The organism is Pseudomonas sp. UFMG81, from assembly GCF_015354575.1.
Classification (GTDB): Bacteria; Pseudomonadota; Gammaproteobacteria; order Pseudomonadales; family Pseudomonadaceae; genus Aquipseudomonas.
In genome coordinates this window covers 158,635-180,628 of sequence record NZ_JACAFQ010000006.1, presented here as the reverse complement: position 1 = coordinate 180,628, position 21,994 = coordinate 158,635, and the positions used below count along the sequence as shown (strand labels likewise).

The following is a 21,994-nucleotide window of genomic DNA, read 5'->3' as shown; positions in this document are numbered from 1 at the left end:
AACCGCGCTAGTTCGCTGTCTTCCTTGGTGATGGTTTTACGCTCGGGAGAGCTCAGCGGCAGGCCTTTACGCGTAGCATCAACCCAGTTGTCGAGCGTTTTGACGGACATCTCAAGCTGACGTGCAGCTTCAGTTCTGCCAACGCTTTCGGCTAGAGCTACGGCTTGCGTTTTGAACTCATCGGTGTAGTTGCGGCGAGTACGTGGGTACATGGCGACCTCCAAGAGAACGATGTAAGTATCGCTTCTTGGCGTCCGTTGTCAGGGGACAGGCCCATGCCTACTTTTTCCAAGAAAAAAGTAGGCCGCCGTAAGGGCGGAAAGGTGAATGAGCGTCACCCTCGCCAATGGATATTCACCCAATACCAACACCCACACCCTAACTGCTCGACCTCGACCTCGACCTCGACCTCGACCTAGTCGCTTTCACCGTACGCTGGCGAGCGCAGTACTACCGGAACGCGAAACCCGCAACGCCACCACACTCCCGATCACGATCAACCCCGCCAACGCATACAACGCCGCATCGGTCGAGCCCGTCTGGTCCTTGATGAACCCCACCAGGTACGGGCTGAGGAACCCCGCCATCTGCCCCACCGAGTTGATGATCGCCAGCCCCGCCACGGCGGTGCCTGCAGTGAGCAACGCCGTGGGCATCGGCCAGAACATCGGCAACCCGGTCAGCGCACCCATGGTGGCGATCGACAGCCCCAGGATGGCGATGGTTGGCTGCGCGGCGAAGTTGACCGCGATCAGTAGCCCCAGCGCCCCCATCAGCATCGGCACCACCAAGTGCCAGCGCCGCTCGTTGCGCAGGTCCGCCGAGCGCCCGACCAGGATCATGAATACCCCGGCCAGCAGATACGGGATGGCGCTCAGCCAGCCGATCAGCAGCGGGTTGTCGAAGCCCATGTTCTTGATGATCGACGGCAGCCAGAAGTTGATCGCGTACACGCCGCTCTGGATGCAGAAATAGACGAAACCGAAGGTCCAGATCAGCGGGTTGGTCAGCACCGCCAGCACGCTGTCACCGCTGGTGGCAGGTTTGCCTGCGGCGTCGGCGGCCAGGTCCGCTTCGATCAGCTGACATTCGGCCGGGCTCAGCCAGGCGGCTTTCTGGTAGCCGTCACTGAGCAGCACGATGGCCAGCGCGCCCAGTGCCACGGTCGGCAGGCCCTGGATCAGGAACATCCACTGCCAACCGGCCAGGCCACCCTGGCCTGCGGCAAAGTGCTGCAGGATCCAGCCGGAGAACGGCCCGCCAAGCAGGCCCGAAACCGGGATCGCCGACATGAACAGGGCCATGATCCGCCCGCGGCGGGCCGCCGGGAACCAGCGCGAGAGGTACAGCACCACACCGGGGAAGAAGCCCGCCTCGGCGGCGCCGGTGAGCAGGCGCAGGGTGTAGAACTCGGTGGGGGTGGTGACGAACAGCAGGCAGGTGGACAAGCTGCCCCAGGCGATCATCATCAGCGCGATCCAGCGCCGTGGGCCGAAGCGGTTGAGCGCCAGGTTGCTGGGCAGGCCGCAGAGCACGTAGCCGATGAAGAAGATACCGGCGCCCAGGCCGTACACGGTTTCGCTGAACTTCAGCGCGTCGAGCATCTGCAGCTTGGCGAAGCCGACGTTGACGCGGTCGAGGTAGTTGAACAGGTAGCAGATGAAAATGAACGGGATCAGCCGCAGGGTGATGCGCCGGTACAGCGCATTGCGGGTGATGTCGTTGCCTTGGTCAGGGGCTGAGCTGTGTGCCATGATCGGGTTCTCTTTTGTTATGGTTGTCGCCGCGTCGCCTGTTCCGGCGCTCGCCCCGACGAGTCTCGGGGACTGTGGCGCGACTGTCTTTGTGCTTTTGCACAGCCTTGGGCACGGGGTGCTGTGCCGCCGACCAAACCCGAAGGACCTTCTCAATGTTCGAGCTGGACCATGATCTGGCCCAGGACATCGTCGACCGGGCGATGGCCATCCTGCCGTGCAACGTCAACGTGATGGACAGCCAGGGGCTGATCCTGGGCAGCGGCGAACCCGAGCGTATCAATACGCGACACGAAGGTGCGCAACTGGTGCTGGCCAATGGGCGCATCGTCGAACTCGATAGCGACGCCGCCAAGTGCCTGAAAGGTGTGCAGCCGGGGGTCAACCTGCCGCTGATGCTCGATGGCCGGCTGATCGGCGTGCTGGGGTTGACCGGCGACCCGCAACAGCTACGCACCTATGGCGAGCTGGTGCGCATGACCGCCGAGATGCTCCTGGCCCAACGCCACTTGCAGGTGGAGCAGCAGTGGCGTCGGCAGCGCTGCGATGACCTGCTGGCGCTACTGCTCGGCGGCTCCGGCGACTCGCCACGGCTGGTCGACGAAGCTCAGCAACTGGGCCTCAAGCCCAACCTGCCGCGTATTCCCTGCCTGTTCGAACTGCAAGCCGGCCCACCCGCCGAAGCGCTGGCGGCCTGGCTGATGAGCCGCTACCCCGACAGTTGGTGCGTCAGCCCCGCGCGCCAGTCACTGCTATGGTGCCGCCCGGCCAGTGCGGTGCTGGATGAGCCCCGCCTGCTGGAGCGCTTGCAACGCCATGGTTGGGCGGTCGAGCGCCTGGCCCTGGGCAGCCCGGCGCAGAGCCTGGAGCAGCTGCGCCGTGGCTACCGGCGGGTGCGCGACCTGCTGGCTTATGGGCGCGAGGTGCTACCGGCACAGCGCCTGCTGTCGCTGGCCCGCTACCGGCTGCCGGCGTTGCTGTGGCGACACCGCAATGACGATGCCCTGGACGAACTGCTCGAGCCGCTGCAACGCATCCGTGCCAAGGATGCCAGTGGTCAGTTGCTGGCTACCTTGCGCGCCTGGTGCGCCCACGACGGGCAGAGCCAGGCGTGCGCCGATGCGTTGGGCATTCATCGCAACAGCCTGCGCTACCGGTTGGAGCGCATCGCCGAGCTGGGCGAGGTCGATCCGCTGCGCCTGGAGGGGATGCTCAGCCTTTACCTGGGCCTGCAACTGATACCCGCTGACTGAGCCCCGCGTTTTTCATGGAGATGTGCATTGGACTCATTGACCCAAGCCGTACTCGGCGCCGCCCTGCAGGGCACCGTGCTGGGCCGCATCCAGGGGCGCCGCTCGTTGATGTACGGCGCCGCCCTGGCCACCTTGCCAGACCTCGACGTGTTGATCCGCTACGCCGACCCGGTGTCGCAGATGACCTACCACCGGGGCTTCTCCCATTCGCTGTTGGTCCTCACCGGCCTTGCCTGGGTACTGGCCTGGGCGGTCGCCTGGCTGGGCCACAGGTATTGGCCGCAGAAGGGCTACCGCTGGCCACGGTTGTTCCTGGCGTTCTGGCTGGTGCTGGTCACCCATCCGCTGCTCGATGCGTTCACCGTGTATGGCACCCAGTTGTTCTGGCCCTGGCAGCCCACGCCACAGAGCTGGGCGGCGGTGTTCATCATCGACCCGGTATACACCGTGCCGTTGTTGCTGGCGGTGCTGTATGCGGCGTTCAAAGGCCTGAAGGGCAGGGCGATCGGCATGTTGAGCCTGGCGCTGGCGTTCAGCAGCGCTTACCTGGGCTTCGGCCTGGCGGGGCGAATGGCCGCCGAGCAGCGCTTTCACCTGGCGCTGGAACAACAAGGCATCGCCGTGACCGAGGTGCGTGCCGTGCCGATGGCGTTCAACAGCCTGGTCTGGCGGATGTTGGCGAAAACCCCGGACGGTGCTTACTACGAGGGCGTGAGCGGCGCGTTCGACCATGAGCCGCCAGAGATGCTGCGCCAGTCGCGTAACCTGGACGTCGGCAAGGTGCTGGCCGGGGTGCCTTTGCACGAGCGCCTGCGCTGGTTCACTGACGACTGGCTGCGCTACGACGTGGTCGGCGATGCTCTGGTGGTCACCGACCTGCGCATGGGCATCCCGGGCAACTACAGCTTCCGCTTCCAGATGGCCCAGCGTGACCGTGCCGGGCAGTGGCAGGTGATTCAGCCCAGGGGCTGGATCGGTGGCGGCGCCGCTTCGCTGTTCGATGGCGCCAAGTTGAGCTTGATCTGGCGGCGCATCTTCGATCAGCAGCCGCCATTGCCGCTGGCGGCCTGGACGTCGCAGTCCATCGGCCAGGCCGCCGAGGCCGGGCGCTGAGCGATGCGCTCGGCCGGGCTGGACCTGGTGAAGTGGCTGGCGATCCTGACCATGGTTGCCGACCACCTGCGCTACCTGTGGCCGACGGCCGATGGTTTGTTCGTGGTGGGCCGGCTGGCGTTCCCGTTGTTTTGCCTGGCCATTGCGGTGAATGTCGGGCGTGGCGGCAGCGGTGCTCGCTATCTGGGGTGGATGCTGGTGTTCACGGTGCTGTCCGAAGCCCCATACCGCTGGCTCGACCCTGGCTCGCAGACCTTCAGCGTGATGCCGACCCTGACCCTGGGCGTGCTGGTTGCCTGGGGCGTGCAGTCGCCGTCATGGCTGGTGCGTCTGGCTGGGCTTGGGGCTGCGTTGCTGGCCACGCTGTACAGTACGCAGCTGATGTATGGCGTGCCTGGCGTGCTGCTACCGGCGGCGTTGTTGATTGCCCGCGGCCGGGGTGGGGTGTGCTGGTTGCTGCCCGCGTTGCTGGCGATGGCCGGTAATCTGACCAACAGCTGGCTGCGCGAACATCTGCTGGCGCCCTTTACTCTGCTGGTGCTGGCCAGCGCCGTATTAAGCATTGCGCTCGGCGCCTGGCTCCTGCGCCAGAACCACAGGCCAGTGCCGGCGGTGGGCCGCTGGGGCTACGCGTTCTATCCCTTGCACCTGCTGGCGATCAAAGCTCTGCAAGCGTTCGGCTGAACCTTGCAATTGGCCGATCAGCACCCATCTAGCAGCCCTGGTCTTGTTCGGGAATACACCATGGAACCCAACCGCTTCGGCGATATCGCCGCCTTCGTCAGTACCGCCAAGGCAGGTAGTTTCACCGCGGCCGCAGCCAGCCTGGGCCTGACCCGCTCGGCCGTGGGCAAGAGTATCGCGCGGCTGGAGGCGCGCATGGCGGTGCGCCTGTTCAACCGCACCACGCGCAAGCTGAGCCTGACCGACGAGGGGCTGGTGGCGTTCGAGCGCTGGCGGCAGATCCTCGACGACCTCGACGAAGTCGAGACCGCCATGGCCCAGCGCCGGGGCCAACCTACCGGCACCTTGCGCCTGACTGCGCCGCTGTCGTTCGGCCAGCGCCATGTGCTGCCGATCCTCGACCGCTACCTCAAACAGTGGCCTGAGCTGCGCGCCGATATCCGCTTTACCGACCGCTTCGTCGACCTGGTCGAGGAGGGCATCGACGTGGCGGTGCGCATCGGCGCGCCGAAAGAGGATTCGCAGTTATTGACCCGTACCGTGGCCTGGCAGCAGTTCGTCACCTGTGCCTCGCCCGACTACCTGCATCGCCACGGCACGCCGCAGGTGCCGGCCGACCTTTACGGGCATGACAAGATCGCCTTCCTGGTCGGTGAGAAATCCAGCCCGTGGCGCTTTCGCACCGATGCCGGGCTGCACCTGTGCGAGGAACCGGGGCGGCTGAACATCGACAACTCCGAGGCGATGCTCGAAGGGGCACGGGCGGGGTTTGGGCTGATCCACCTGCCGACCTACATCACCGGCGATGACCTGCGCGGCGGGACGCTGGTCGAGGTGTTGCACGAGTACCGGCCGCCGGCCGACCCGATTCGCATCGTGTACCCGAGCAAGCGGCATTTGTCGCCGCGGGTGCGCGGGTTCATCGACCTGCTGGTCGAAAGCTGGCAGGCCGGTGTGCCTTGGGAGGTCCTGTAGGAGCGGCCTTGCCGGGGCGCCGGACCGGTCGGAAAGGGGGCGCAGCAGCCCCGGCGATTGCTGTGGCGACGCTGATATCCGGGGACCGCTTTGCGGTCCTTTCGCGACACAAGGCCGCTCCTACAGGTGACGTGCAAACTTTAGGGTGGGCGGCGGTGCGCCGCTGCTACTTGACCCGCGAGGGGCCCGTGCAAGCTACGCCTGTTTCAGGAACGGGTAGTCGGTATACCCCTCGGCCCCGTTGGCATAGTCGAACTGCGCACGGTGTTCGTTCAACGGCGCCTGCTGCTGCAAGCGCTCGACCAGGTCGGGGTTGGCGATGAACGCCCGGCCGAAGGCCACCGCGTCGATCAGGCCCCGCGCCAGCAAGTCTTCGGCTTTCTCGGCGGTGTAGGCGCCTGCGGCGACGATCACGCCTGGGTAGGCCGCGCGGATCGCCTGGCGGAATTCATCGCGCAGCGGCTTGCCACCGGCCCAGTCCGGCTCGGATAGGTGCAGGTAGGCCAGGTTGCGTTTGGCCAACTCGCCAATCAAGTACAGGCCAGCCGCTTCCTGGTCTTCGCCGTTGTCGATGCCATTGAAGCCGCCCAGCGGGAAAATCCGGATACCCACGCGCTCGGCGCTCCACTGGGCGATGGCGGCGTCCACCGCTTCGAGCACGATGCGCGCGCGATTTTCGATGCTGCCGCCGTAACGGTCCTCGCGGGTGTTGGCGCTGGGGGTGAGGAATTGATGCAGCAGGTAGCCATGGGCGGCGTGCAGCTCGATGAAATCGAAGCCCGCTTCACGGGCATTGACCGCCGCCTGGCCGAAATCGGCAACGATACCGGCAATCTCGGCTTCGCTCAGCGCACGCGGGGTCGAGGTATCGACGCGGATGAGCTGGCTGCTTTCGTCACGTAGCGTGGTGCGCGCATTGGCCGGCAATGCGGAGGGCGCCACCGGCGCGTCGCCGCCTGGCTGCAGCGAGGTATGCGAGATGCGCCCGGTGTGCCAGACCTGCACCGCGCTGTGCCCGCCACCGGCATGGATGGCGTCGTTGACCTGGCGCCAACCGGCGATCTGCTCGGCGGTGTGGATGCCCGGCGAGCCGGAATAGCCCTTGGCCTGGAACGAGATCTGCGTGGCTTCGCTGATGATCAGCCCGGCGCTGGCGCGCTGGCCGTAGTACTCGGCCATCAGCGGTGTCGGAACGTCGCCCGGCTCCAGGCTGCGCAGGCGGGTGAGGGGGGCCATGAAGACGCGATTGGGCAGGGTCAGCGGGCCGAGCTTGAGGGGGGTGAACAGGGTCATCGGGGTTCCATCGCAAGTGAGTTTCGATGGTGCGCACGATACCGGGAGCATTGGGGAATGGGGGGACCGGTAGCCCGGCGCAGCGCTCCCCAATGACGGTTTGGCCCGAACTCACTCAGCGGATGAAATGCACCTTGCCGGTATCGTCATTGCCCATGTAGATCCCGTAGACCCCGGCTTGGCGTTCGAGGATGTAGCGCTCGAGGATCTGCCGGATGGCCGGGTAGTAGATCTCGTCCCAGGGAATCTGGTCAGGTTCGAAGAACCGGTAGGCCAGCGTTTCGGGCCCGAACTCCCCGGTCTCCTCGGTGGCGATGGCGCGGAAGATGATATACACCTCGCTGATCGTGGGCACGCTGAAGATCGAGTACGGTGAAACGATCTCGCCACGCACGCCACTTTCCTCCCACACCTCGCGCAACGCCGCCTGCTCGGTGGTTTCGCCCGCTTCCATGAACCCTGCGGGCAGGGTCCAGGTTCCTGGCCGCGGCGGGATGGCGCGCTGGCACAGCAGGTACTTGCCGTCGCGCTCGATGATGCAGCCGGCGATGATCTTCGGGTTGATGTAGTGGATGTAGCCGCAGCCGGTGCAGTGCAGGCGTTCGTGGGTGTCGCCTGTGGGGACGCCCCGGGCCAGTTCCGTGGTGCAGTGCGGGCAGTAGCGCGGGGCGGTGGGCATGGTCAGCGGCCTATGCGAGGGTCCTTGAGGGGCAGGGGGGCGACGATTTCGCGGACCTTGGCGTTGTCGTCCTGCTTCTGGCGCAGGTAGTCCAGTGCCACTTTCGCAGCGGCGCGCACGTGGTCGACCGAGGCCTGGTGGGCGGCTTGCGGGTCGCCGCTCTTGATCGCCTCGACGATCTTTTCCATCTCGCGATTGCTGGCGCCACGGCGGTTCTCTTGCGACACCGAGGTGGCGCGCAGGTAGCTGATGCGCGCCTGCAACTGGCGCAACTGCTGGGCCGCGACCTGGTTGCCGGAGCCTTCCAGCAGCACGTCGTAGAAGCCCTGTACCGAGTCCAGCACCTGGGCCAGTTCGCCTTCCTCGAGCGCTTCGCGGTTGACTTCCAGCGCACGCTCCAGGGCGCGGATGTCCTTGGTCTTGGCGTTGAGGGTGAACAGCTGGACGATCAGCCCTTCGAGCACGCAGCGCAGCTCGTAGATGTCGCGGGCGTCTTCCAGGGTGATGATGGCTACCCGCGGGCCCTTGGCGTCGGCGAATTCGACCAGGCCTTCGGATTCGAGATGGCGCAGCGCCTCGCGCACCGAGGTGCGGCTCACGCCCAGGCGGTCGCACAGATCGCGCTCGACCAGGCGATCGCCCGGCAGCAGGTGGAAGTTCATGATCGCGCTGCGCAGTTTGTCGAGCACGATTTCACGGAGGGTGACGGGGTTGCGGTTGACCTTGAAGCTGTCGTCGAGTGGCTGGCGTTTCATCAGGTGCGCTCTTTATGAGGCTGTTGCGCCAACATCGCGGAGTGCCTTGAACCGGGGCACTCCTTGCAGTGGTTCACACAGCCCGTTGTTAACGGGTCGCTTCTGCGTCGGCTTCGGCGAACGCCTCGCGGGCCAGGCGGAAACTGTCCACCGCCGCGGGTACGCCGCAGTAAATGCCGACTTGAAGCAGGATCTCGCGAATCTGTTCACGGCTCAGGCCATTACGCAAGGCGCCGCGGATGTGCAGCTTGAGTTCATGGGGGCGGTTGAGCGCGGAAATCATGGCCAAGTTTATCATGCTGCGCTCTTTGAGCGACAAACCGTCGCGGCCCCAGACATGGCCCCAGCAGTACTCGGTGACCAGCTCCTGGAGCGGCTTGGTGAAGTCGTCGGCGTTCTGCAGCGAGCGGTTGACGTAGTCTTCGCCGAGCACCTGGGTGCGGATCTGCAGGCCTTTCTCGTACTTTTCGTTGCTCATCTGCCGAGGTCCTTGAACGTGGAATAAAAATGGGGGCCGCAACCGAAGGTGAGGGGGTATGCGCGGCCCCCGGAAACTGTGGCATCGGCGTGGGCTTCTTCGCGGGCAAGCCCGCTCCCACAGGATTCTGATGGACTGCGATTCTTGTGCAGTACCTGTGGGAGCGGGCTTGCCCGCGAAAAGGCCCACGCCGATTCCCGACCAGGCATCAGCCCAGCGGCGGCAGCGCGCCGAGCTTGCCCTTGTGGTAGACCATCGGGGTCACCGGGTCGGCGGGCAACACCAGGTTCTTCACCGCGCCGACGATGATCGCGTGGTCACCGCCGTCGTACTCGCGCCACAGTTCGCACTCGATGATCGCCGTGGCCTTGCTCAGCAGCGGGTTACCCAGTTCGCTCAACTGCCAGTCGATGCCCTTGGCCTTGTCCTTGCCCTTGCCGGCGAAGGCATAGGCCTCGGCGGTCTGGTCGGCGGACAACAGGTGGATGGCGAACTGCTTGCTGTCGCGCAGGATCGGGTAGGTGTCGGAGGCGTAGTTGGGGCAGAACAGCACCAGCGCCGGCTCGATCGACAGCGCGCTGAAGGCGCTGGCGGTGATGCCGACGATGCCGCCGTCGGCATCCAGCGTGGTGACCACGGTGACACCGGACGGGAACGAGCCCATCACGTCTTTGTAGATGCCGGGTTCGATCATCTCGTGTTCCTCCTAGCGCATCACGAACGGGTCGGGCATGGGCGCGGTGGAGAGGTTGATCCACACCGTCTTCAGCTCGGTATAGGCGAGCACCGAATCGATGCCGCTCTCGCGGCCGTAGCCGCTGTTCTTGAAACCGCCGATGGGGGCCATGGCCGATACGGCGCGGTAGGTGTTGACCCAGATGATCCCCGAACGCACGTCACGGGCCAGGCGGTGGGCACGGCCAAGGTCACGGGTCCAGATGCCGGCGGCCAGGCCGAACTGCGAGTCGTTGGCCATCGCCAGGGCTTCTTCCTCGGTCTTGAAGCGGATCACCGCGGCAACCGGGCCGAACACTTCTTCCTGCATGATGGTCATCGAATTGCTGTCGCATTCGAACAGGGTCGGTTCGTAGAACCAGCCGTCACCTTCGACCTCGGCGCGCTTGCCGCCCATGCGCAGGGTGGCGCCTTCGGCCTTGGCCGCGGCCACCAGGCCTTCGATCACGGCCAACTGCTGGGCGGTGGCGATCGGGCCCATCTCGCTGCTGTCGTCCTGCGGGTTGCCGATGCGGATGCTCTTGGCGCGGGCGATCAGGCGCTCGACGAATTCGTCGAAGATCTCGTCCTGCACCAGCAGGCGCGAACCTGCCACGCAGCTCTGCCCGGAGGCGGCATAGATGCCGGCGACGGCGCCGTTGATGGCGCTGTCCAGGTCGGCGTCGGCGAAGATGATGTTCGGCGACTTACCGCCCAGCTCCAGCGACAGCTTGGCGAAGTTCTCGGCGCTGCTGCGCACCACGTGGCGAGCGGTGGCGGCGCCGCCGGTGAAGGCGATCTTGCGCACCAGCGGGTGGCGGGTGAGGGCGGCGCCGGTGCTTGGACCGAAGCCTGTGACCACGTTCACCACGCCCGCCGGGAAGCCCGCTTCGAGCGCCAGGCGGGCCAGTTCGAGCAGGGTTGCCGAGGCATGCTCGGACGGTTTGAGCACGATGGTGTTACCCGCGGCCAGGGCCGGGGCCAGCTTGATCGCGGTGAGGTACAGCGGGCTGTTCCACGGGATGATCCCGGCCACCACGCCGATCGGTTCGTGCACGGTGTAGGCGAACAGGTCGGGCTTGTCCAACGGCAGGGTGCCGCCTTCGAGCTTGTCGGCCAGGCCTGCGGTGTAGTGGAAGAACTCCGGCAGGTAGCCGACCTGGCCGCGGGTCTCGCGGATCAGCTTGCCGTTGTCGCGGCTCTCCAGCTGGGCCAGGTGCTCTTTGTTCTCGGCGATCAGGTCACCCAGGCGGCGCAGCAGCTTGCCTCGGGCGGTGGCGGTGAGGCCACGCCACGCCTTGCTTTCGAAGGCGCGCTGGGCTGCCTGCACGGCCAGCTCCACATCGGCTTCATCGGCGTCGGGCAGTTGCGCCCAGGCCTTGGCGGTGGCCGGGTCGAGGCTGTCGAAGGTCTTGCCGCTCTGGGCATCGCGCCACTGGCCGTCGATGCACATCTGGAAACGAACGAGGGTCATGCAACTATCCCCTTGGCGGATTCGGTGAGGGTGCGGGCCTGCCTGAGGAAGTCCAGCAGCATCTTGTTGACTTCGCGCGGTGCTTCCACCGGCATCATGTGCCGTTGATCGGCCAGCACCACGCTCTGCGCGCCGGGAATACGCGCGGCGAGCTGGCGGGTCATGGCCGGGGTGGAGCCGGCATCGAGTTCGCCGGTGGCGACCAGGGTGGGTACCTGGATGCTGCCCAGGTCAGCCTCGCGGTACATGTCCTGGGTGGCGAACAGTGCGTAAGTGGTGTGATAGCCCTGCGGGTCGTTGCTCGCCAGGATCTGGCGGATGGCGGCGACCTGCGCTGGGTTGGCGGCCTTGTATTCGCGGCTGAACCAGCGGTCGAGGGCGGCGTCGACGTTGGCGTCGGGGCCTTGTTCGAAGGCTTGCGCGGCACGGGCGATGACCCCGGCGCTTTGCTCGGGGGTGCGGTTGAACACGCTGTTGAGCACCACCAGCGCGGCCAGGCGCTGTGGGTAGTTGAGCGCGAAGGCGCGGGCCACCAGGCCACCCATGGAGAAGCCGATCACGGTGGCTTGAGGTATCTGCAGGTGGTCGAGCAGCTCGTTCAGTTGTTCGGCGTAGCCTTCCAGCGGGGTATTGGCGGCGGGCACGCGGCTCTGGCCATGGCCGAGCATGTCGTAGGTGATGACGCGGTAGTCGTTGGCCAGGCCCACGATCTGCCCGCCCCACATTTCCTTGTTCAGGCCCACGCCGTGGATCAGCACCACGGGTTGGCCCTGGCCTTGGACCAGGTAGCTGGTGCCGGCCGGTGTACGTTCAGCGACAGGCTGAATCATGGAGGGCGCTCCTTGAAGGTCGGGCGTGGCGGGTATGCTCGCCACGCCCAGGCCCGTCTTGGTTGTTGTTATTGAGCGTTGGCTTTTTCGGCAGCCAGTTCTTCCAGGTCGATGTAGCGGTTGCCGATGCGCGGGTGCAGGCGGCCGCCGTCGGCGGCGCCGAGTACCACGACGATCTCGTCGGCGCGGGGGGCGTCTTCGATCTGCATTTCCAGGGTGATGTAGTGCGAACGCAGGCCTTCGTCGTCCTTTTGCATCATCGGGATCTGGATCGAGGTGCCTGGGCCACCGCGCTTGTTGGTGAAGCTCAGGTAGCTCTTGGCCTGTACGGCTTCGCGGTAATGGTTGCCGAAGCGCAGGGTGTGGATGACGGCCGAGGCGTGCTCGATCTCGCCATCGGCACCGACCACGGCCGCTTTGCCGTAGGCCTCGATCTTGTCGGCACCGCCGATGGCGGCAGTCAGGCGCTCGACCATCAACGCGCCCAGCTCGGAGCAGTTGGCGCGGATTTCCGGCTTGAGGTCTTCAACGAAACCGCGACCGGCCCATGGGTTCTTGATCACCACGGCCAGGCCGACCATGGTCACCGGTTTGTCGGTGGCCTTGCCGCCTTCGATGCGGGTCTCTTCGGAGTAGGTGACGATCTTGCGGATTTCGAAACTCATGGGGGGCTCCTGGTTAGGGTTATCAGCTCTTGTTGTCTGATGGTATACCATAATATTTGATGTGCAAGAGGCGGCTTGAAATTTCTCTTGTGAGGGGACGAAAGGTGGCTTGATGCCTTGAGTTTTCTGGTGTCTATACTGGCCTCTTCGCGGGCAAGCCCGCTCCCACAGGTACGGCGCAGGCCTGAAGGCCATAGGGTCCTGTGGGAGCGGGCTTGCCCGCGAAGAGGCCGGTACAGGCTCAAAAAAAGCCCGCTCGCGCGGGCCGCTTGGGTCCACGGGAGCGGGCTGTTCCCGCAATCAATCAGGCAAAGGGAATTCAGGCGAAGGCCGGCACCACTTCGTTGATGAACAGCTCCAGCGACTTCTTTTTCTCTGCGTGGGGCAGGCTGTTGTCGCACCAGAAGCTGAACTCGTCGACACCCAGTTCCTGGTAGTACTTGATCCGCGCAATGATCTCTTCAGGGGTGCCGATCATGGTGTTCTTGCGGATGTTCTCCAGCTGGAAGGCCGGTACTTCGGCGAACTTCGACTCCGGGCTGGGCTCGAGGAAGCCGTTGACCGGGGTGGTCTTGTTGCCGAACCAGGCGTCGAAGGTGCGGTAGAAGCGCGAGATGGCCTGGGCGCCGACTTTCCAGCCCTCGGGCTCGGCCGGGCTGTGCACATGGGTGTGGCGCAGCACCATCAGTTGCGGGCGCGGCACGCCGGGGTTGTTGTCCAGGGCGGCCTGGAACTTGTTCTTCAGGTCCAACACTTCTTCATCACCCTTCATCAGCGGGGTGACCATCACGTTGCAGCCATTGGCCACGGCGAAGTTGTGCGAGTCCGGGTCGCGGGCGGCGATCCACATCGGCGGGGTGGCGTTGAACGGCTTCGGCACGCTGGTGGAGGTGGGGAACTTGTAGACCTCGCCTTCATGGGCGTAGTCGCCTTCCCACAGCTTGCGCACCACCGGCACCATCTCGCGCAGGGCCTTGCCGCCGTCGGTGGCCGGCATGCCATTGGCCATGCGGTCGAATTCGAACTGGTAGGCGCCGCGGGCCAGGCCCACTTCCATGCGGCCGTTGCTGATCACGTCGAGCAGGGCGCATTCGCCGGCCACTCGGATCGGGTTCCAGAACGGCGCGATGATGGTGCCGGCGCCCAGGCGGATCTTCTCGGTGCGCGCGGCGAGGTAGGCCAACAGCGGCATCGGGCTCGGCGAGATGGTGTACTCCATGGCGTGGTGTTCGCCGATCCACACGGTGCTGAACCCGCCGTCTTCGGCCATCAGGGTCAGCTCGGTCAGGTCTTCGAACAGCTGGCGGTGGCTGACCTGTTCATCCCAACGTTCCATGTGCACGAACAACGAAAATTTCATGGGGTTTTTCCTCGGAGCTTGTTGTTGTCGATGTGGGAGCGGGCTTGCCCCGCGATGCAGGCCGCGCGCTTGATGGCGCCGGCAACGATCGTTGATCGCGGGGCAAGCCCGCTCCCACAGGGTCTTGCGTCAGACTGTAGCTTTCAGGCAAACGCCGGCAGGCTGGCCATCTTGCCGCGGCAGTAGACCATCGGGCGGGGTGCCTCTTGCGGCACGATCAGGTTGTGCACCTTGCCGACCATGATCGCGTGGTCGCCACCTTCGTATTCGCGCCACAGTTCGCACTCGATGACGGCGGTGGCGCCGGCCAGGATCGGGTTGCCCAGTTCGCTCAAGGTCCACTCGATACCGGCGGCCTTGTCCTTGCCTTTCTTGGCGAAGGCATACGCCTCGGCCTGCTGCTCACCGGAGAGCAGGTGAATGGCGAAGCGCTTGTTGTTGATCAGTACGGGGTAGGAGTCGGAGCTGTAGTTGGGGCAGAACAGCACCAGCGGCGGGTCCATGGACAGGGAGGAGAAGGCGCTGGCGGTGAGGCCGACGATCGAGCCGTCGTCGTCCAGGGTGGTGATGACGGTAACGCCGGACGGGAAGGAGCCCAGGACGTGCTTGTAGACAGTTGCGTCGATCATCTCGTGTACCTCGGAAGGGCTGCGGTGGTCCGCGGTTTTTATCGTTGATGTGTCTGATGGTATACCGTAATACCTATTTTGCAAGCGGAATTTTCCGGCGCAGGCAGAACGCGATGAACGGTTAAAACCCCGTATTCATTGGGTTCCGCGCCAAACAGCGTGCGCCAGGGTGGGGCGTCAAGCAGCTCAGATGCGCCGAAAAAGCGCGGTGCAGTGTTGTCAAAAGTTTGGAATACCATAATATGGTCCGCAGCTGAGAGGCCGCCCCGAGCGGTTTCCATACAAAGATAAAAAACGACCTTTCGAGCTGAAAACCTATGTCCCAACCGTCGTCGCAACACCAGTTTGTCGAGAATCACACGGTCGATTACGTTCCACCTGCCGAGCGCCATGGGAAGGCGCGCGACCTGTTCACCCTCTGGTTCAGTACCAACATCGCGCCACTGCCCATCGTCACCGGGGCGATGGTGGTGCAGGTGTTCCACCTGAACCTGCTGTGGGGCCTGGTTGCCATCGTGCTGGGGCATCTGCTGGGGGGCGTGGTGATCGCCCTGGCCTCTGCGCAGGGACCGCAGCTGGGCATCCCGCAGATGGTGCAGAGCCGTGGCCAGTTCGGCCGCTACGGCGCGCTGCTGATCGTGTTCTTCACCGCGTTGATCTACGTCGGCTTCTTCATCTCCAACATCGTCCTGGCCGGCAAGTCGATCCACGGCATCGCCCCCAGCGTGCCGATGCCCAGCGCCATCGTCATCGGCGCCTTGAGCGCCACCGCCATCGGTGTGATCGGCTACCGCTTCATCCATACCCTGAACCGCATCGGCACCTGGGTGATGGGCTCTGCGTTGTTGGCCGGTTTCATCATGATGTTCGTCCAGGAGCTGCCGGCCGACTTCTACAGCCGTGGCGCGTTCAACCTGTCGGGCTTTGTCGCCACCGTGTCGCTGGGCACCATCTGGCAGATCAGCTTCTCGCCGTACACCTCCGACTACTCGCGCTACCTGCCCCGTGAAATCGGCATCGCCAAGCCGTTCTGGGCCACCTACTTCGGCGCTACCCTCGGCACCATCCTGTGCTTCAGCTTCGGTGCGGTGGCGGTGCTGTGCGTGCCGGAGGGCACCGACGCCATGGCTGCGGTCAAGCAGGCCACGGGCTGGCTGGGGCCGATCCTGATGGTGCTGTTCCTGCTCAACATCATCAGCCACAACGCCCTCAACCTGTACGGCGCGGTGCTGTCGATCGTCACCGCGATCCAGACCTTCGCCGCCCAGTGGACCCCCAGCATCAAGGTGCGCGTGGTGCTGGCCTCGATCATCCTGGTGGCGTGCGGCATGGTCGCGCTCAACGCCTCGGCCGACTTCATCGGCGAGTTCATCGGGTTGATCCTGGCGTTGCTGCTGGTGCTGGTGCCGTGGGCCTCGATCAACCTGGTGGACTTCTACCTGATCAAGAAGGGCGAGTACGACATCGCGTCGATCTTCAGCGCCGATGGCGGTATCTATGGGCGCTTCAACCACCACGCGATCATTGCTTACGCCTGCGGCATCCTGGTGCAGCTGCCATTTGCCAACACCTCGCTGTATGTCGGGCCGTACTCGAACATCGTCGAAGGGGCAGACCTGTCGTGGCTGTTCGGGCTGCTGGTGACCGTGCCGCTGTATTACTGCCTGGCGACGCGCAGCAAGCCGGTGAAGGCGGGGCGGGTGGTTGGGGTGAATGACTGACCTTTAGCCTTTACTCCAGCTGAAACCATCGCGGGGCAAGCCCGCTCCCACGCCCTTGAGTTCAGGTACGTGGGAGCGGGCTTGCCCCGCGATGCTTTTGCCAACGATCAGGCTTCAGATCAAACCTTGAACTGCGCCACCATGCCGTTCAGTTCCACCGCCAGGCGCGACAGGTCCTGGGCCGCCGCGCTGGTCTGGTTGGCGCCGGCGGACGTCTGCATCGCCAGGTCGCGGATGTTCACCAGGTTGCGGTCCACCTCGCGCGCCACCTGCGCCTGCTGTTCGGAGGCGCTGGCGATCACCAGGTTGCGCTGGTTGATCGACGCGATGGCCTCGGCAATCAGCTCCAGCGCCTGGCCGGCCGACTGGGCCACCTCGAGCGTACCGCTGGCGCGCCCCTGGCTGCTGTGCATGGCGCTGACGGCGCGCTCGGTGCCGGTCTGGATGCCGCCGATCATCTGCTCGATCTCGGCGGTGGACTGCTGGGTGCGGTGGGCCAGGGCGCGCACTTCGTCGGCGACCACGGCGAAACCACGGCCGGCCTCGCCGGCACGCGCCGCCTCGATGGCGGCGTTGAGTGCCAGCAGGTTGGTCTGCCCGGCGATCGCGCCGATCACGTCGAGCACCCGGCTGATTTCGTTGGCGTTGCTGGCCAGTTGTTCGATCTCTTGCGAAGTACCGGTGACATCGTCCACCAGGTGCTGGATCGAGTTGAGCGCCTGGTTGACCTGGTCGCGACCATCGCGGGTGGTCTGGTCGGCGCCCTTCGATGCATCGGCGGTGCTCACCGCGTTGTTGGCCACCTCTTCGACGGCAGCGGTCATCTGGTTGACCGCGGTGGCTGCCTGGTCGATTTCGGCGCTCTGCTGGTGCAGGCCACGGCTGGTGTCCTCGGTGACGGTGTGCAGCTCCTCGGACGCCGACGCCAGCTGGTCGGACGCCGCGGCGATCCGGCGCAATGTGTCACGCAGGCTCTGTTGCATGTCGGCCAGGGCACGCAACAGCTGGGCGGGCTCGTCACGGCCGCTGACCACGATGTCGCGGGTCAGGTCGCCGGTGGCGACGCGCTCGGCCACGGCCACGGCATCGGCCAGCGGCACGACGATGCTGCGGGTGAGCAGGGTGGCGATGGCGATCAGGGCGAGGAGGATGATCAACAGTGAGGCGATGATGACGCTGAAGGCTTCGTCGGCCACGTCGCTGCTGCGTTGCGAGGCGTCTTCGGCGCCTTTGCCGTTGTAGGCGATCAACGCACCCATGCCTTTCATCATGGTGTCGGCGTGTTGGGCGAGGGGGCCGGTGATCTGCTGCCTGGCTTCGTTGTCGCGGCCACCAGCGATGTCCCGCAGCACTTGCTGCTGCAGGTCGTGATAGTGCTGGTAGGCGCTGGTGAAGGTGGTGAACAGGGCACGGTCGTCGGCGGCGATGATGGTTGCCTCGTAGTCCTGCAACCCTTGCTGCAGCTCGGTGTTGATGCCCTTGAGCAAGGTGATGTTGCGTTCACGTTCGCCGCTGTCAGCGTCCAGGGTGGCGCGCAGGGTGATCGCGCGGACGCGGCCGAGGTTGGTGCTGATGTCGTTGAGGGCGATGACGGCTGGCATCCAGGTGATGCGGATTTCGTCGGTGGCGCGGTCCATCTGGCGGGTTTCGTAGAGCGCGAGCAGGCCCATGGCCAGGACCAGCATGCCCAGCAGCGCAAACACGCTGGCTGCGCGCAGGCCGATCTTCATATTCCGTAATTGCATCGAATGCTCCTTGACTGAGGCGTGCAGGCGTCAAGGGCATGGTCGGGAGGGCCGGTTCGGCGGTATCGCCAGGCTCTTGATGCGCTGCGGGTTAGTGTGTTCCTCACCTTCTCGATGTATTTTTGGCACCAATGATGTCACATGGCCATTATCATTGACCAGTCATTCAATGTAACGACATATGCTGTCAGTCCGTCATTATCTGACTAAATTGCCAGGTTTTGCTTGTTTGGCGGGGCATGGTCTCCACTAAACGCCGGGGCATTCAGTGCTCATTGGTTTATCTGCACTGCACCCGAACCCATTTCTCAGCATTCCTTGACCCTACGCATGGCATTGAAGAATCGCGCTCGCCGCTCGCCAGCAACTGTGCTTCCCTTGCGCGCACATTCCACTCAATGGAGCACCGCCCTCAATGCGTATCAGGGAAGAAACCTACTGGCAGTGGGCCGACGCACAATTGCACAGCCGCAGCCACGAAGAAGCGCTGAGCGACGGCACCCACTTCGACGTGCAGGTGCGCCTGTCGCGTCTTGGCGCGACGCAGCTGTTCCTCGGCCTGTATGCCCGCGATGGCCAGGCGCTGCTGGAGGAGTACTACCCCGCGCGCCCCGGCGAAACCATGACCCGCGCGCTGGTCTGGGGCGTGGACCGGGCCCGTGCCCTGGCCACCGGCGCCTTGCCGTTGCCAAGCCAGGCGCCGCAGCGGCTTCAGGCTTGAGGGTGACGGTTGCGGCTGGCCTGCACGATACGTTCGGCGGGCACTCGCAACTGGCGCAGCAGGTAGTCGGCAAAGTCCGCAGGCCAGGGTTGCAAGGCAATGGCCGCAGCCATGCAACCCAGCCATAGGGCGCTGTGGCTGTCATCAATCGGCCACTGTGCATGGAACGACGGGATGGCGATCGAACCGTAGCGCTCGCTGTACAGGCGTGGCCCACCCAACCAACCACTGAGAAAGCACGCCAGCTTGTCCCGTGACCCGCTCAGGTCGTCCGGGTGCATGCGCCGCAGGCTGGCAGCGGCGGGCGTCTCGTCCATCAGGCGGTAGAAGTCGTCGACCAGCCGGCGCAGGCCGTCGATGCCACCGGCGGCCTGGTAAGAGGCGTCGCCGGTGCCGTAGGTGGGGGCGTTCATCAGCTGCTCCAGGATCGAGGGGCGGGCATTCTAGTGTCCTGTTTCGGAAATACGTTCTCTTTTGGCGAGTGGCTTGGGAGTTCGGCCAAGGCGCCGCGACGAGTCATAGCAGGGCAACGCCGGCCGGGCGCCCAAGACGCCGCCAAAAGTGAACAGCTTATTTCCGAGACAGGACACTAGCTGGCATGAAAAAGCCCGGCCTTTGCGGGCCGGGCTGAACAAAGAGTAGATCGGCTGCCGTATCAGTTCAGCGTGTCGATCACCTTGATTGCCTGACGCTCGCGGGCGCCGGGCCATTCTTGTTGCAGGGTCTGCAGTACGCGGCCGACAAAACCGGTGTCGGCGGCGGCCTTCTTGCCAACGTAGCCCTGGCCACGGCGGTAGACCTTGAAGCGGGCGCGCATGCTGGGCATGTGCGATTCGAATTCATCTTCGACCGTGTTCGGCGGCAGGCGGTCCAGGCGGACCTCGCCGGACTGGCTGACCCACAGCAGGTGGTCGTCAAGGCTGTCCTTGCGCGCGGCGAACAGCTGGGCCAGTTGGTCGATGGTTGGATTGTTGTTCAAGTTCATCATAAAGCCCCCATTACTCTTATTCGTTGGTGAAGTTCGTTGTGAAGTTCACATTCGGCGCCACCAGATGTAGCGCACTAACCAAAGCTGCTACAGCAGCATCGCAACAGGGGCTTTCTCACGCTGCCTTCTGGGCAGTTTCCCTCTCCACGGACGGCCTGCGTTACCGCGCAGACCGTCTGGAACACCCTTGCCACCGCTCCCGATCGGGGAGACGGCCTCATCATGCCCAAGGCTTGGGAAGGGCGTCAATACATTTGTAGTGAAAATTTTTTAGCACTACATCTTGTCGGACAATCTTGCTTTAGATCGTCAGGCGATGCCGTTATCGCCGTGCGCCAGGAAGCCCGGCCGTAGGCTCAGGCGCGCGTGGTAGGCGTCCAGGGCCGGCATCGACGGGTGCTCCAGTGGTGTACGACGCCAGCGGTTGAGCGACAGGCCGATGACCACGTCGGCCAAGCTGAAAGCGCTACCTGCGACGAAAGCGCCGGTGCTTTGCAGGCGCTGTTCCAGCAGGCCCATCCTGGCGGTCCACAGCGCGCTGCTGGCGGCCAGCAGCGCCGGGTCCTGATGGGCAGGCGACTGGCGTACCAGCGACATGAACGGGTAGCGCCAGGCGTCGTTGAGGTCGGTGGCCTGCCAGTCCAGCCACTGGTCCACGGCGGCGCGGGCGCGGGGTGCCGCGGGGTAGAGGTGGCCGCCGTCGTACTGGTTGACCAGGTAGCGCAGGATGCTGTTGGACTCCCACAGCACGAAGTCGCCATCGACGATCACCGGGACCATGGCGTTGGGGTTCAAGGCCAGGAATGCGGGAGCGTCGGTGGCCTGGAAACCACTGCCCCAGTCCTCGCGCTGGTAGGGCAGGTTGAGTTCGGCACAGGTCCACAGCACCTTGCGCACATTGATCGACGAGGCCTTGCCGAGAATCTTCAACATGTTCACTGCTCCAGGCTGGAGAGGATGCGCTGCGCGGCGCGCACGCGTTCCTCGTTGGGGTAGTTGCGGTTGGCCAGTAGGACGATGCCCAGTTGCTGGGAGGGCACGAAGGCGACGTAGGCGCCAAAGCCACTGGTGGCGCCGGTCTTGTTGTACCAGGCGGCAGGCTGGGCGGGCAGCGCCGGCACCAGGGCGCGAGTGGCCTGGGGTTCGCGGATCATCTTGGCGCCGTTGCCGGCCAGCAAGGTGTCCAGGGTAGCCGGGTAAGGGTAGCGCTCCCAGCCCAGGCCCTGGGTCATCGCGCCCACCTGGAAGTAGCCGGACTGGGTAATGGCGATGGCCTCGCGCAGGGTGGGGTCCAGCTTGGCGGGTTGCACCTGCAACTGCACGAAGCGCAGCAAGTCACTGGCGCTGGTCTTGATGCCGTAGGCTTCATCGGCATAGGGGCCCGGGCTGACCCGCACGGGTTTGTCGGCGGCATCGTAGCCTTGGGCGTAAAGCCCGCGCGCCTTGGCAGGAACGTCCAGGTAGGTGTGCGTGAGGCCCATGCGCGGCAGCAGCTCCTGGGTCATCAGCTCGGCGAACGGGCGCTGCTGCGCGCGGGCGGCGAGGTCGCCGAACAGGCCCAGGCTCGGGTTCGAATAGCAGCGTTGCGTGCCATGCTCGGTGCGGCGTTGCCAGTGCTTGAACCAGGCCAGGGTCTGTTCGGGCGTTTGCACCTCATCTGGGAACTGCAAAGGCAGGCAATCGCCGCTGTAGGCCCCAAGCTCCAGCACGCTGGCGCTGCCGATCGAGGTGTTGGCCAGGGCCGGCTGGTAGCGGCTGGCGGGGGCATGCAGGTCGAGCTTGCCTTCGGCGCTGGCCAGGGCGGCGAGGGTGGCGGTGAAGGTCTTGCTCACCGAGCCGACCTCGAACAGGGTGTCGGGGGTGACGGCCTGACCGTTGGCCTTGTCCGCCACGCCATAGCTGAAGTAGTGCGACTGGCCATTGGCGTACACCGCCACGGCCATGCCGGGGATAGCGTGTTCGTGCATCAGCGGCTGGATGATGTCATCGACACGGGTTTGCAGGTCGTCGGCCAGCAGCGGCGGGGCCACGACTGCCAGGGTGGCGGCCAGCAGCAAGGGGTTGGGGCGAGTCATCGTGGGGGCATTCCTTGTCAGGGGCGGGAGGCGGTGTCCGTTGCGCGACACCGGGAGGGTTTCCAGCGTTAGCATCGCAAGGTTCGAG

22 protein-coding genes and 2 pseudogenes are annotated in these 21,994 nt (G+C 64.9%); 6 read left to right on the top strand and 18 right to left on the bottom strand.

Features of this window, described 5'->3' with window-relative positions; translation table 11 throughout:
• A partial coding sequence (locus IX761_RS07140) for a transposase (protein WP_194788906.1) occupies positions 1–212 on the bottom strand: 212 nt, incomplete at its 3' end.
• A gap of 213 nt (positions 213–425) precedes the next feature.
• On the bottom strand, positions 426–1,754 hold the full coding sequence (locus tag IX761_RS07135; RefSeq protein ID WP_194788905.1) for an MFS transporter: 1,329 nt from the start codon (positions 1,752–1,754) through the stop codon (positions 426–428).
• A gap of 155 nt (positions 1,755–1,909) precedes the next feature.
• Here IX761_RS07135 and IX761_RS07130 point away from each other — a divergent pair, with 155 nt between their 5' ends.
• From IX761_RS07130 to IX761_RS07115, 4 genes are read left to right on the top strand one after another with little or no spacing between them, the layout of a single operon-like run.
• Positions 1,910–3,007: a sugar diacid recognition domain-containing protein gene (locus tag IX761_RS07130; protein WP_194788904.1), complete on the top strand. Its 1,098-nt coding sequence runs from the start codon at positions 1,910–1,912 to the stop codon at positions 3,005–3,007.
• 27 nt (positions 3,008–3,034) lie between these two features.
• Positions 3,035–4,120, top strand: coding sequence for a metal-dependent hydrolase (locus IX761_RS07125; RefSeq protein ID WP_194788903.1), 1,086 nt, complete (start codon positions 3,035–3,037; stop codon positions 4,118–4,120).
• A 3-nt stretch (positions 4,121–4,123) separates the two neighbouring features.
• Complete coding sequence (locus IX761_RS07120) at positions 4,124–4,804, top strand: TraX family protein (protein ID WP_194788902.1); 681 nt, start codon at positions 4,124–4,126, stop codon at positions 4,802–4,804.
• 60 nt (positions 4,805–4,864) lie between these two features.
• Positions 4,865–5,779, top strand: coding sequence for a LysR family transcriptional regulator (locus IX761_RS07115; protein ID WP_194788901.1), 915 nt, complete (start codon positions 4,865–4,867; stop codon positions 5,777–5,779).
• Positions 5,780–5,974: 195 nt separating this feature from the next.
• Here the strand turns inward: IX761_RS07115 and IX761_RS07110 are convergent, their stop codons facing one another.
• The 10 genes from IX761_RS07110 to IX761_RS07065 form a co-directional block, all read right to left on the bottom strand.
• The gene (locus IX761_RS07110) at positions 5,975–7,072 is read right to left on the bottom strand and encodes an alkene reductase (RefSeq protein ID WP_194788900.1); all 1,098 of its coding nucleotides are present in this window, start codon (positions 7,070–7,072) and stop codon (positions 5,975–5,977) included.
• 115 nt (positions 7,073–7,187) lie between these two features.
• Positions 7,188–7,751, bottom strand: a complete 564-nt coding sequence (locus IX761_RS07105) for an NUDIX hydrolase (RefSeq protein ID WP_194788899.1) — start codon at positions 7,749–7,751, stop codon at positions 7,188–7,190.
• 2 nt (positions 7,752–7,753) lie between these two features.
• Positions 7,754–8,506 (bottom strand): GntR family transcriptional regulator, encoded by a 753-nt coding sequence (locus IX761_RS07100; protein ID WP_194788898.1) that lies wholly within the window; start codon positions 8,504–8,506, stop codon positions 7,754–7,756.
• Positions 8,507–8,594: 88 nt separating this feature from the next.
• The gene (locus IX761_RS07095) at positions 8,595–8,984 is read right to left on the bottom strand and encodes a carboxymuconolactone decarboxylase family protein (protein ID WP_194788897.1); all 390 of its coding nucleotides are present in this window, start codon (positions 8,982–8,984) and stop codon (positions 8,595–8,597) included.
• A 208-nt stretch (positions 8,985–9,192) separates the two neighbouring features.
• A complete protein-coding gene (locus IX761_RS07090; protein ID WP_194788896.1) occupies positions 9,193–9,678 on the bottom strand; it encodes a flavin reductase family protein in 486 nt (161 codons plus the stop codon).
• Positions 9,679–9,690: 12 nt separating this feature from the next.
• Positions 9,691–11,172 (bottom strand): aldehyde dehydrogenase, encoded by a 1,482-nt coding sequence (locus IX761_RS07085; protein WP_194788895.1) that lies wholly within the window; start codon positions 11,170–11,172, stop codon positions 9,691–9,693.
• Complete coding sequence (locus IX761_RS07080) at positions 11,169–12,002, bottom strand: alpha/beta fold hydrolase (protein WP_194788894.1); 834 nt, start codon at positions 12,000–12,002, stop codon at positions 11,169–11,171. Before IX761_RS07080 ends, IX761_RS07085 begins: the two co-directional genes overlap by 4 nt.
• 68 nt (positions 12,003–12,070) lie before the next feature.
• Positions 12,071–12,667 carry an amino acid synthesis family protein gene (locus IX761_RS07075; RefSeq protein WP_003256068.1) on the bottom strand — a complete coding sequence of 199 codons (597 nt, stop codon included), beginning with the start codon at positions 12,665–12,667 and terminating at the stop codon, positions 12,071–12,073.
• 319 nt (positions 12,668–12,986) lie between these two features.
• Positions 12,987–14,027, bottom strand: coding sequence for an LLM class flavin-dependent oxidoreductase (locus IX761_RS07070; RefSeq protein ID WP_194788893.1), 1,041 nt, complete (start codon positions 14,025–14,027; stop codon positions 12,987–12,989).
• Positions 14,028–14,170: 143 nt separating this feature from the next.
• Complete coding sequence (locus IX761_RS07065) at positions 14,171–14,656, bottom strand: flavin reductase family protein (RefSeq protein WP_194788892.1); 486 nt, start codon at positions 14,654–14,656, stop codon at positions 14,171–14,173.
• 317 nt (positions 14,657–14,973) lie between these two features.
• Here IX761_RS07065 and IX761_RS07060 point away from each other — a divergent pair, with 317 nt between their 5' ends.
• A complete protein-coding gene (locus tag IX761_RS07060) occupies positions 14,974–16,377 on the top strand; it encodes a purine-cytosine permease family protein (protein ID WP_194788891.1) in 1,404 nt (467 codons plus the stop codon).
• A 119-nt stretch (positions 16,378–16,496) separates the two neighbouring features.
• Here the strand turns inward: IX761_RS07060 and IX761_RS27520 are convergent.
• Positions 16,497–17,504: pseudogene (locus tag IX761_RS27520) on the bottom strand (methyl-accepting chemotaxis protein); the annotation flags it as partial.
• A gap of 129 nt (positions 17,505–17,633) precedes the next feature.
• Positions 17,634–18,062, bottom strand: a pseudogene (locus IX761_RS27515) (MCP four helix bundle domain-containing protein); the annotation flags it as partial.
• 475 nt (positions 18,063–18,537) lie between these two features.
• Here IX761_RS27515 and IX761_RS07050 point away from each other — a divergent pair.
• Positions 18,538–18,843 carry a hypothetical protein gene (locus tag IX761_RS07050; protein WP_194788889.1) on the top strand — a complete coding sequence of 102 codons (306 nt, stop codon included), beginning with the start codon at positions 18,538–18,540 and terminating at the stop codon, positions 18,841–18,843.
• Here IX761_RS07050 and IX761_RS07045 read toward each other — a convergent pair.
• From IX761_RS07045 to ampC, 4 genes are all read right to left on the bottom strand, one after another.
• Positions 18,834–19,256 carry a group II truncated hemoglobin gene (locus tag IX761_RS07045; RefSeq protein ID WP_194788888.1) on the bottom strand — a complete coding sequence of 141 codons (423 nt, stop codon included), beginning with the start codon at positions 19,254–19,256 and terminating at the stop codon, positions 18,834–18,836. The two genes, IX761_RS07050 and IX761_RS07045, sit on opposite strands and share 10 nt — an antisense overlap.
• 242 nt (positions 19,257–19,498) lie before the next feature.
• On the bottom strand, positions 19,499–19,831 hold the full coding sequence (locus IX761_RS07040) for a hypothetical protein (protein ID WP_194788887.1): 333 nt from the start codon (positions 19,829–19,831) through the stop codon (positions 19,499–19,501).
• A gap of 309 nt (positions 19,832–20,140) precedes the next feature.
• Positions 20,141–20,764 (bottom strand): glutathione S-transferase family protein, encoded by a 624-nt coding sequence (locus IX761_RS07035; RefSeq protein WP_194788886.1) that lies wholly within the window; start codon positions 20,762–20,764, stop codon positions 20,141–20,143.
• A 2-nt stretch (positions 20,765–20,766) separates the two neighbouring features.
• Entirely contained in the window at positions 20,767–21,906 is a 1,140-nt protein-coding gene (ampC, locus tag IX761_RS07030; protein WP_194788885.1) for a class C beta-lactamase, read from the bottom strand.
• Positions 21,907–21,994 lie beyond the last annotated feature (88 nt).

Bases quoted from the DNA above. Each gene is read 5' to 3' on its own strand.
- IX761_RS07135 (WP_194788905.1), bottom strand. From the start codon at position 1,754: ATGGCACACAGCTCAGCCCCTGACCAAGGCAACGACATCACCCGCAAT.
- IX761_RS07130 (WP_194788904.1), top strand. From the start codon at position 1,910: ATGTTCGAGCTGGACCATGATCTGGCCCAGGACATCGTCGACCGGGCG.
- IX761_RS07120 (WP_194788902.1), top strand. From the start codon at position 4,124: ATGCGCTCGGCCGGGCTGGACCTGGTGAAGTGGCTGGCGATCCTGACC.
- IX761_RS07115 (WP_194788901.1), top strand. From the start codon at position 4,865: ATGGAACCCAACCGCTTCGGCGATATCGCCGCCTTCGTCAGTACCGCC.
- IX761_RS07110 (WP_194788900.1), bottom strand. From the start codon at position 7,072: ATGACCCTGTTCACCCCCCTCAAGCTCGGCCCGCTGACCCTGCCCAAT.
- IX761_RS07105 (WP_194788899.1), bottom strand. From the start codon at position 7,751: ATGCCCACCGCCCCGCGCTACTGCCCGCACTGCACCACGGAACTGGCC.
- IX761_RS07100 (WP_194788898.1), bottom strand. From the start codon at position 8,506: ATGAAACGCCAGCCACTCGACGACAGCTTCAAGGTCAACCGCAACCCC.
- IX761_RS07095 (WP_194788897.1), bottom strand. From the start codon at position 8,984: ATGAGCAACGAAAAGTACGAGAAAGGCCTGCAGATCCGCACCCAGGTG.
- IX761_RS07090 (WP_194788896.1), bottom strand. From the start codon at position 9,678: ATGATCGAACCCGGCATCTACAAAGACGTGATGGGCTCGTTCCCGTCC.
- IX761_RS07085 (WP_194788895.1), bottom strand. From the start codon at position 11,172: ATGACCCTCGTTCGTTTCCAGATGTGCATCGACGGCCAGTGGCGCGAT.
- IX761_RS07080 (WP_194788894.1), bottom strand. From the start codon at position 12,002: ATGATTCAGCCTGTCGCTGAACGTACACCGGCCGGCACCAGCTACCTG.
- IX761_RS07075 (WP_003256068.1), bottom strand. From the start codon at position 12,667: ATGAGTTTCGAAATCCGCAAGATCGTCACCTACTCCGAAGAGACCCGC.
- IX761_RS07070 (WP_194788893.1), bottom strand. From the start codon at position 14,027: ATGAAATTTTCGTTGTTCGTGCACATGGAACGTTGGGATGAACAGGTC.
- IX761_RS07065 (WP_194788892.1), bottom strand. From the start codon at position 14,656: ATGATCGACGCAACTGTCTACAAGCACGTCCTGGGCTCCTTCCCGTCC.
- IX761_RS07060 (WP_194788891.1), top strand. From the start codon at position 14,974: ATGTCCCAACCGTCGTCGCAACACCAGTTTGTCGAGAATCACACGGTC.
- IX761_RS07050 (WP_194788889.1), top strand. From the start codon at position 18,538: ATGCGTATCAGGGAAGAAACCTACTGGCAGTGGGCCGACGCACAATTG.
- IX761_RS07045 (WP_194788888.1), bottom strand. From the start codon at position 19,256: ATGAACGCCCCCACCTACGGCACCGGCGACGCCTCTTACCAGGCCGCC.
- IX761_RS07040 (WP_194788887.1), bottom strand. From the start codon at position 19,831: ATGATGAACTTGAACAACAATCCAACCATCGACCAACTGGCCCAGCTG.
- IX761_RS07035 (WP_194788886.1), bottom strand. From the start codon at position 20,764: ATGTTGAAGATTCTCGGCAAGGCCTCGTCGATCAATGTGCGCAAGGTG.
- ampC (WP_194788885.1), bottom strand. From the start codon at position 21,906: ATGACTCGCCCCAACCCCTTGCTGCTGGCCGCCACCCTGGCAGTCGTG.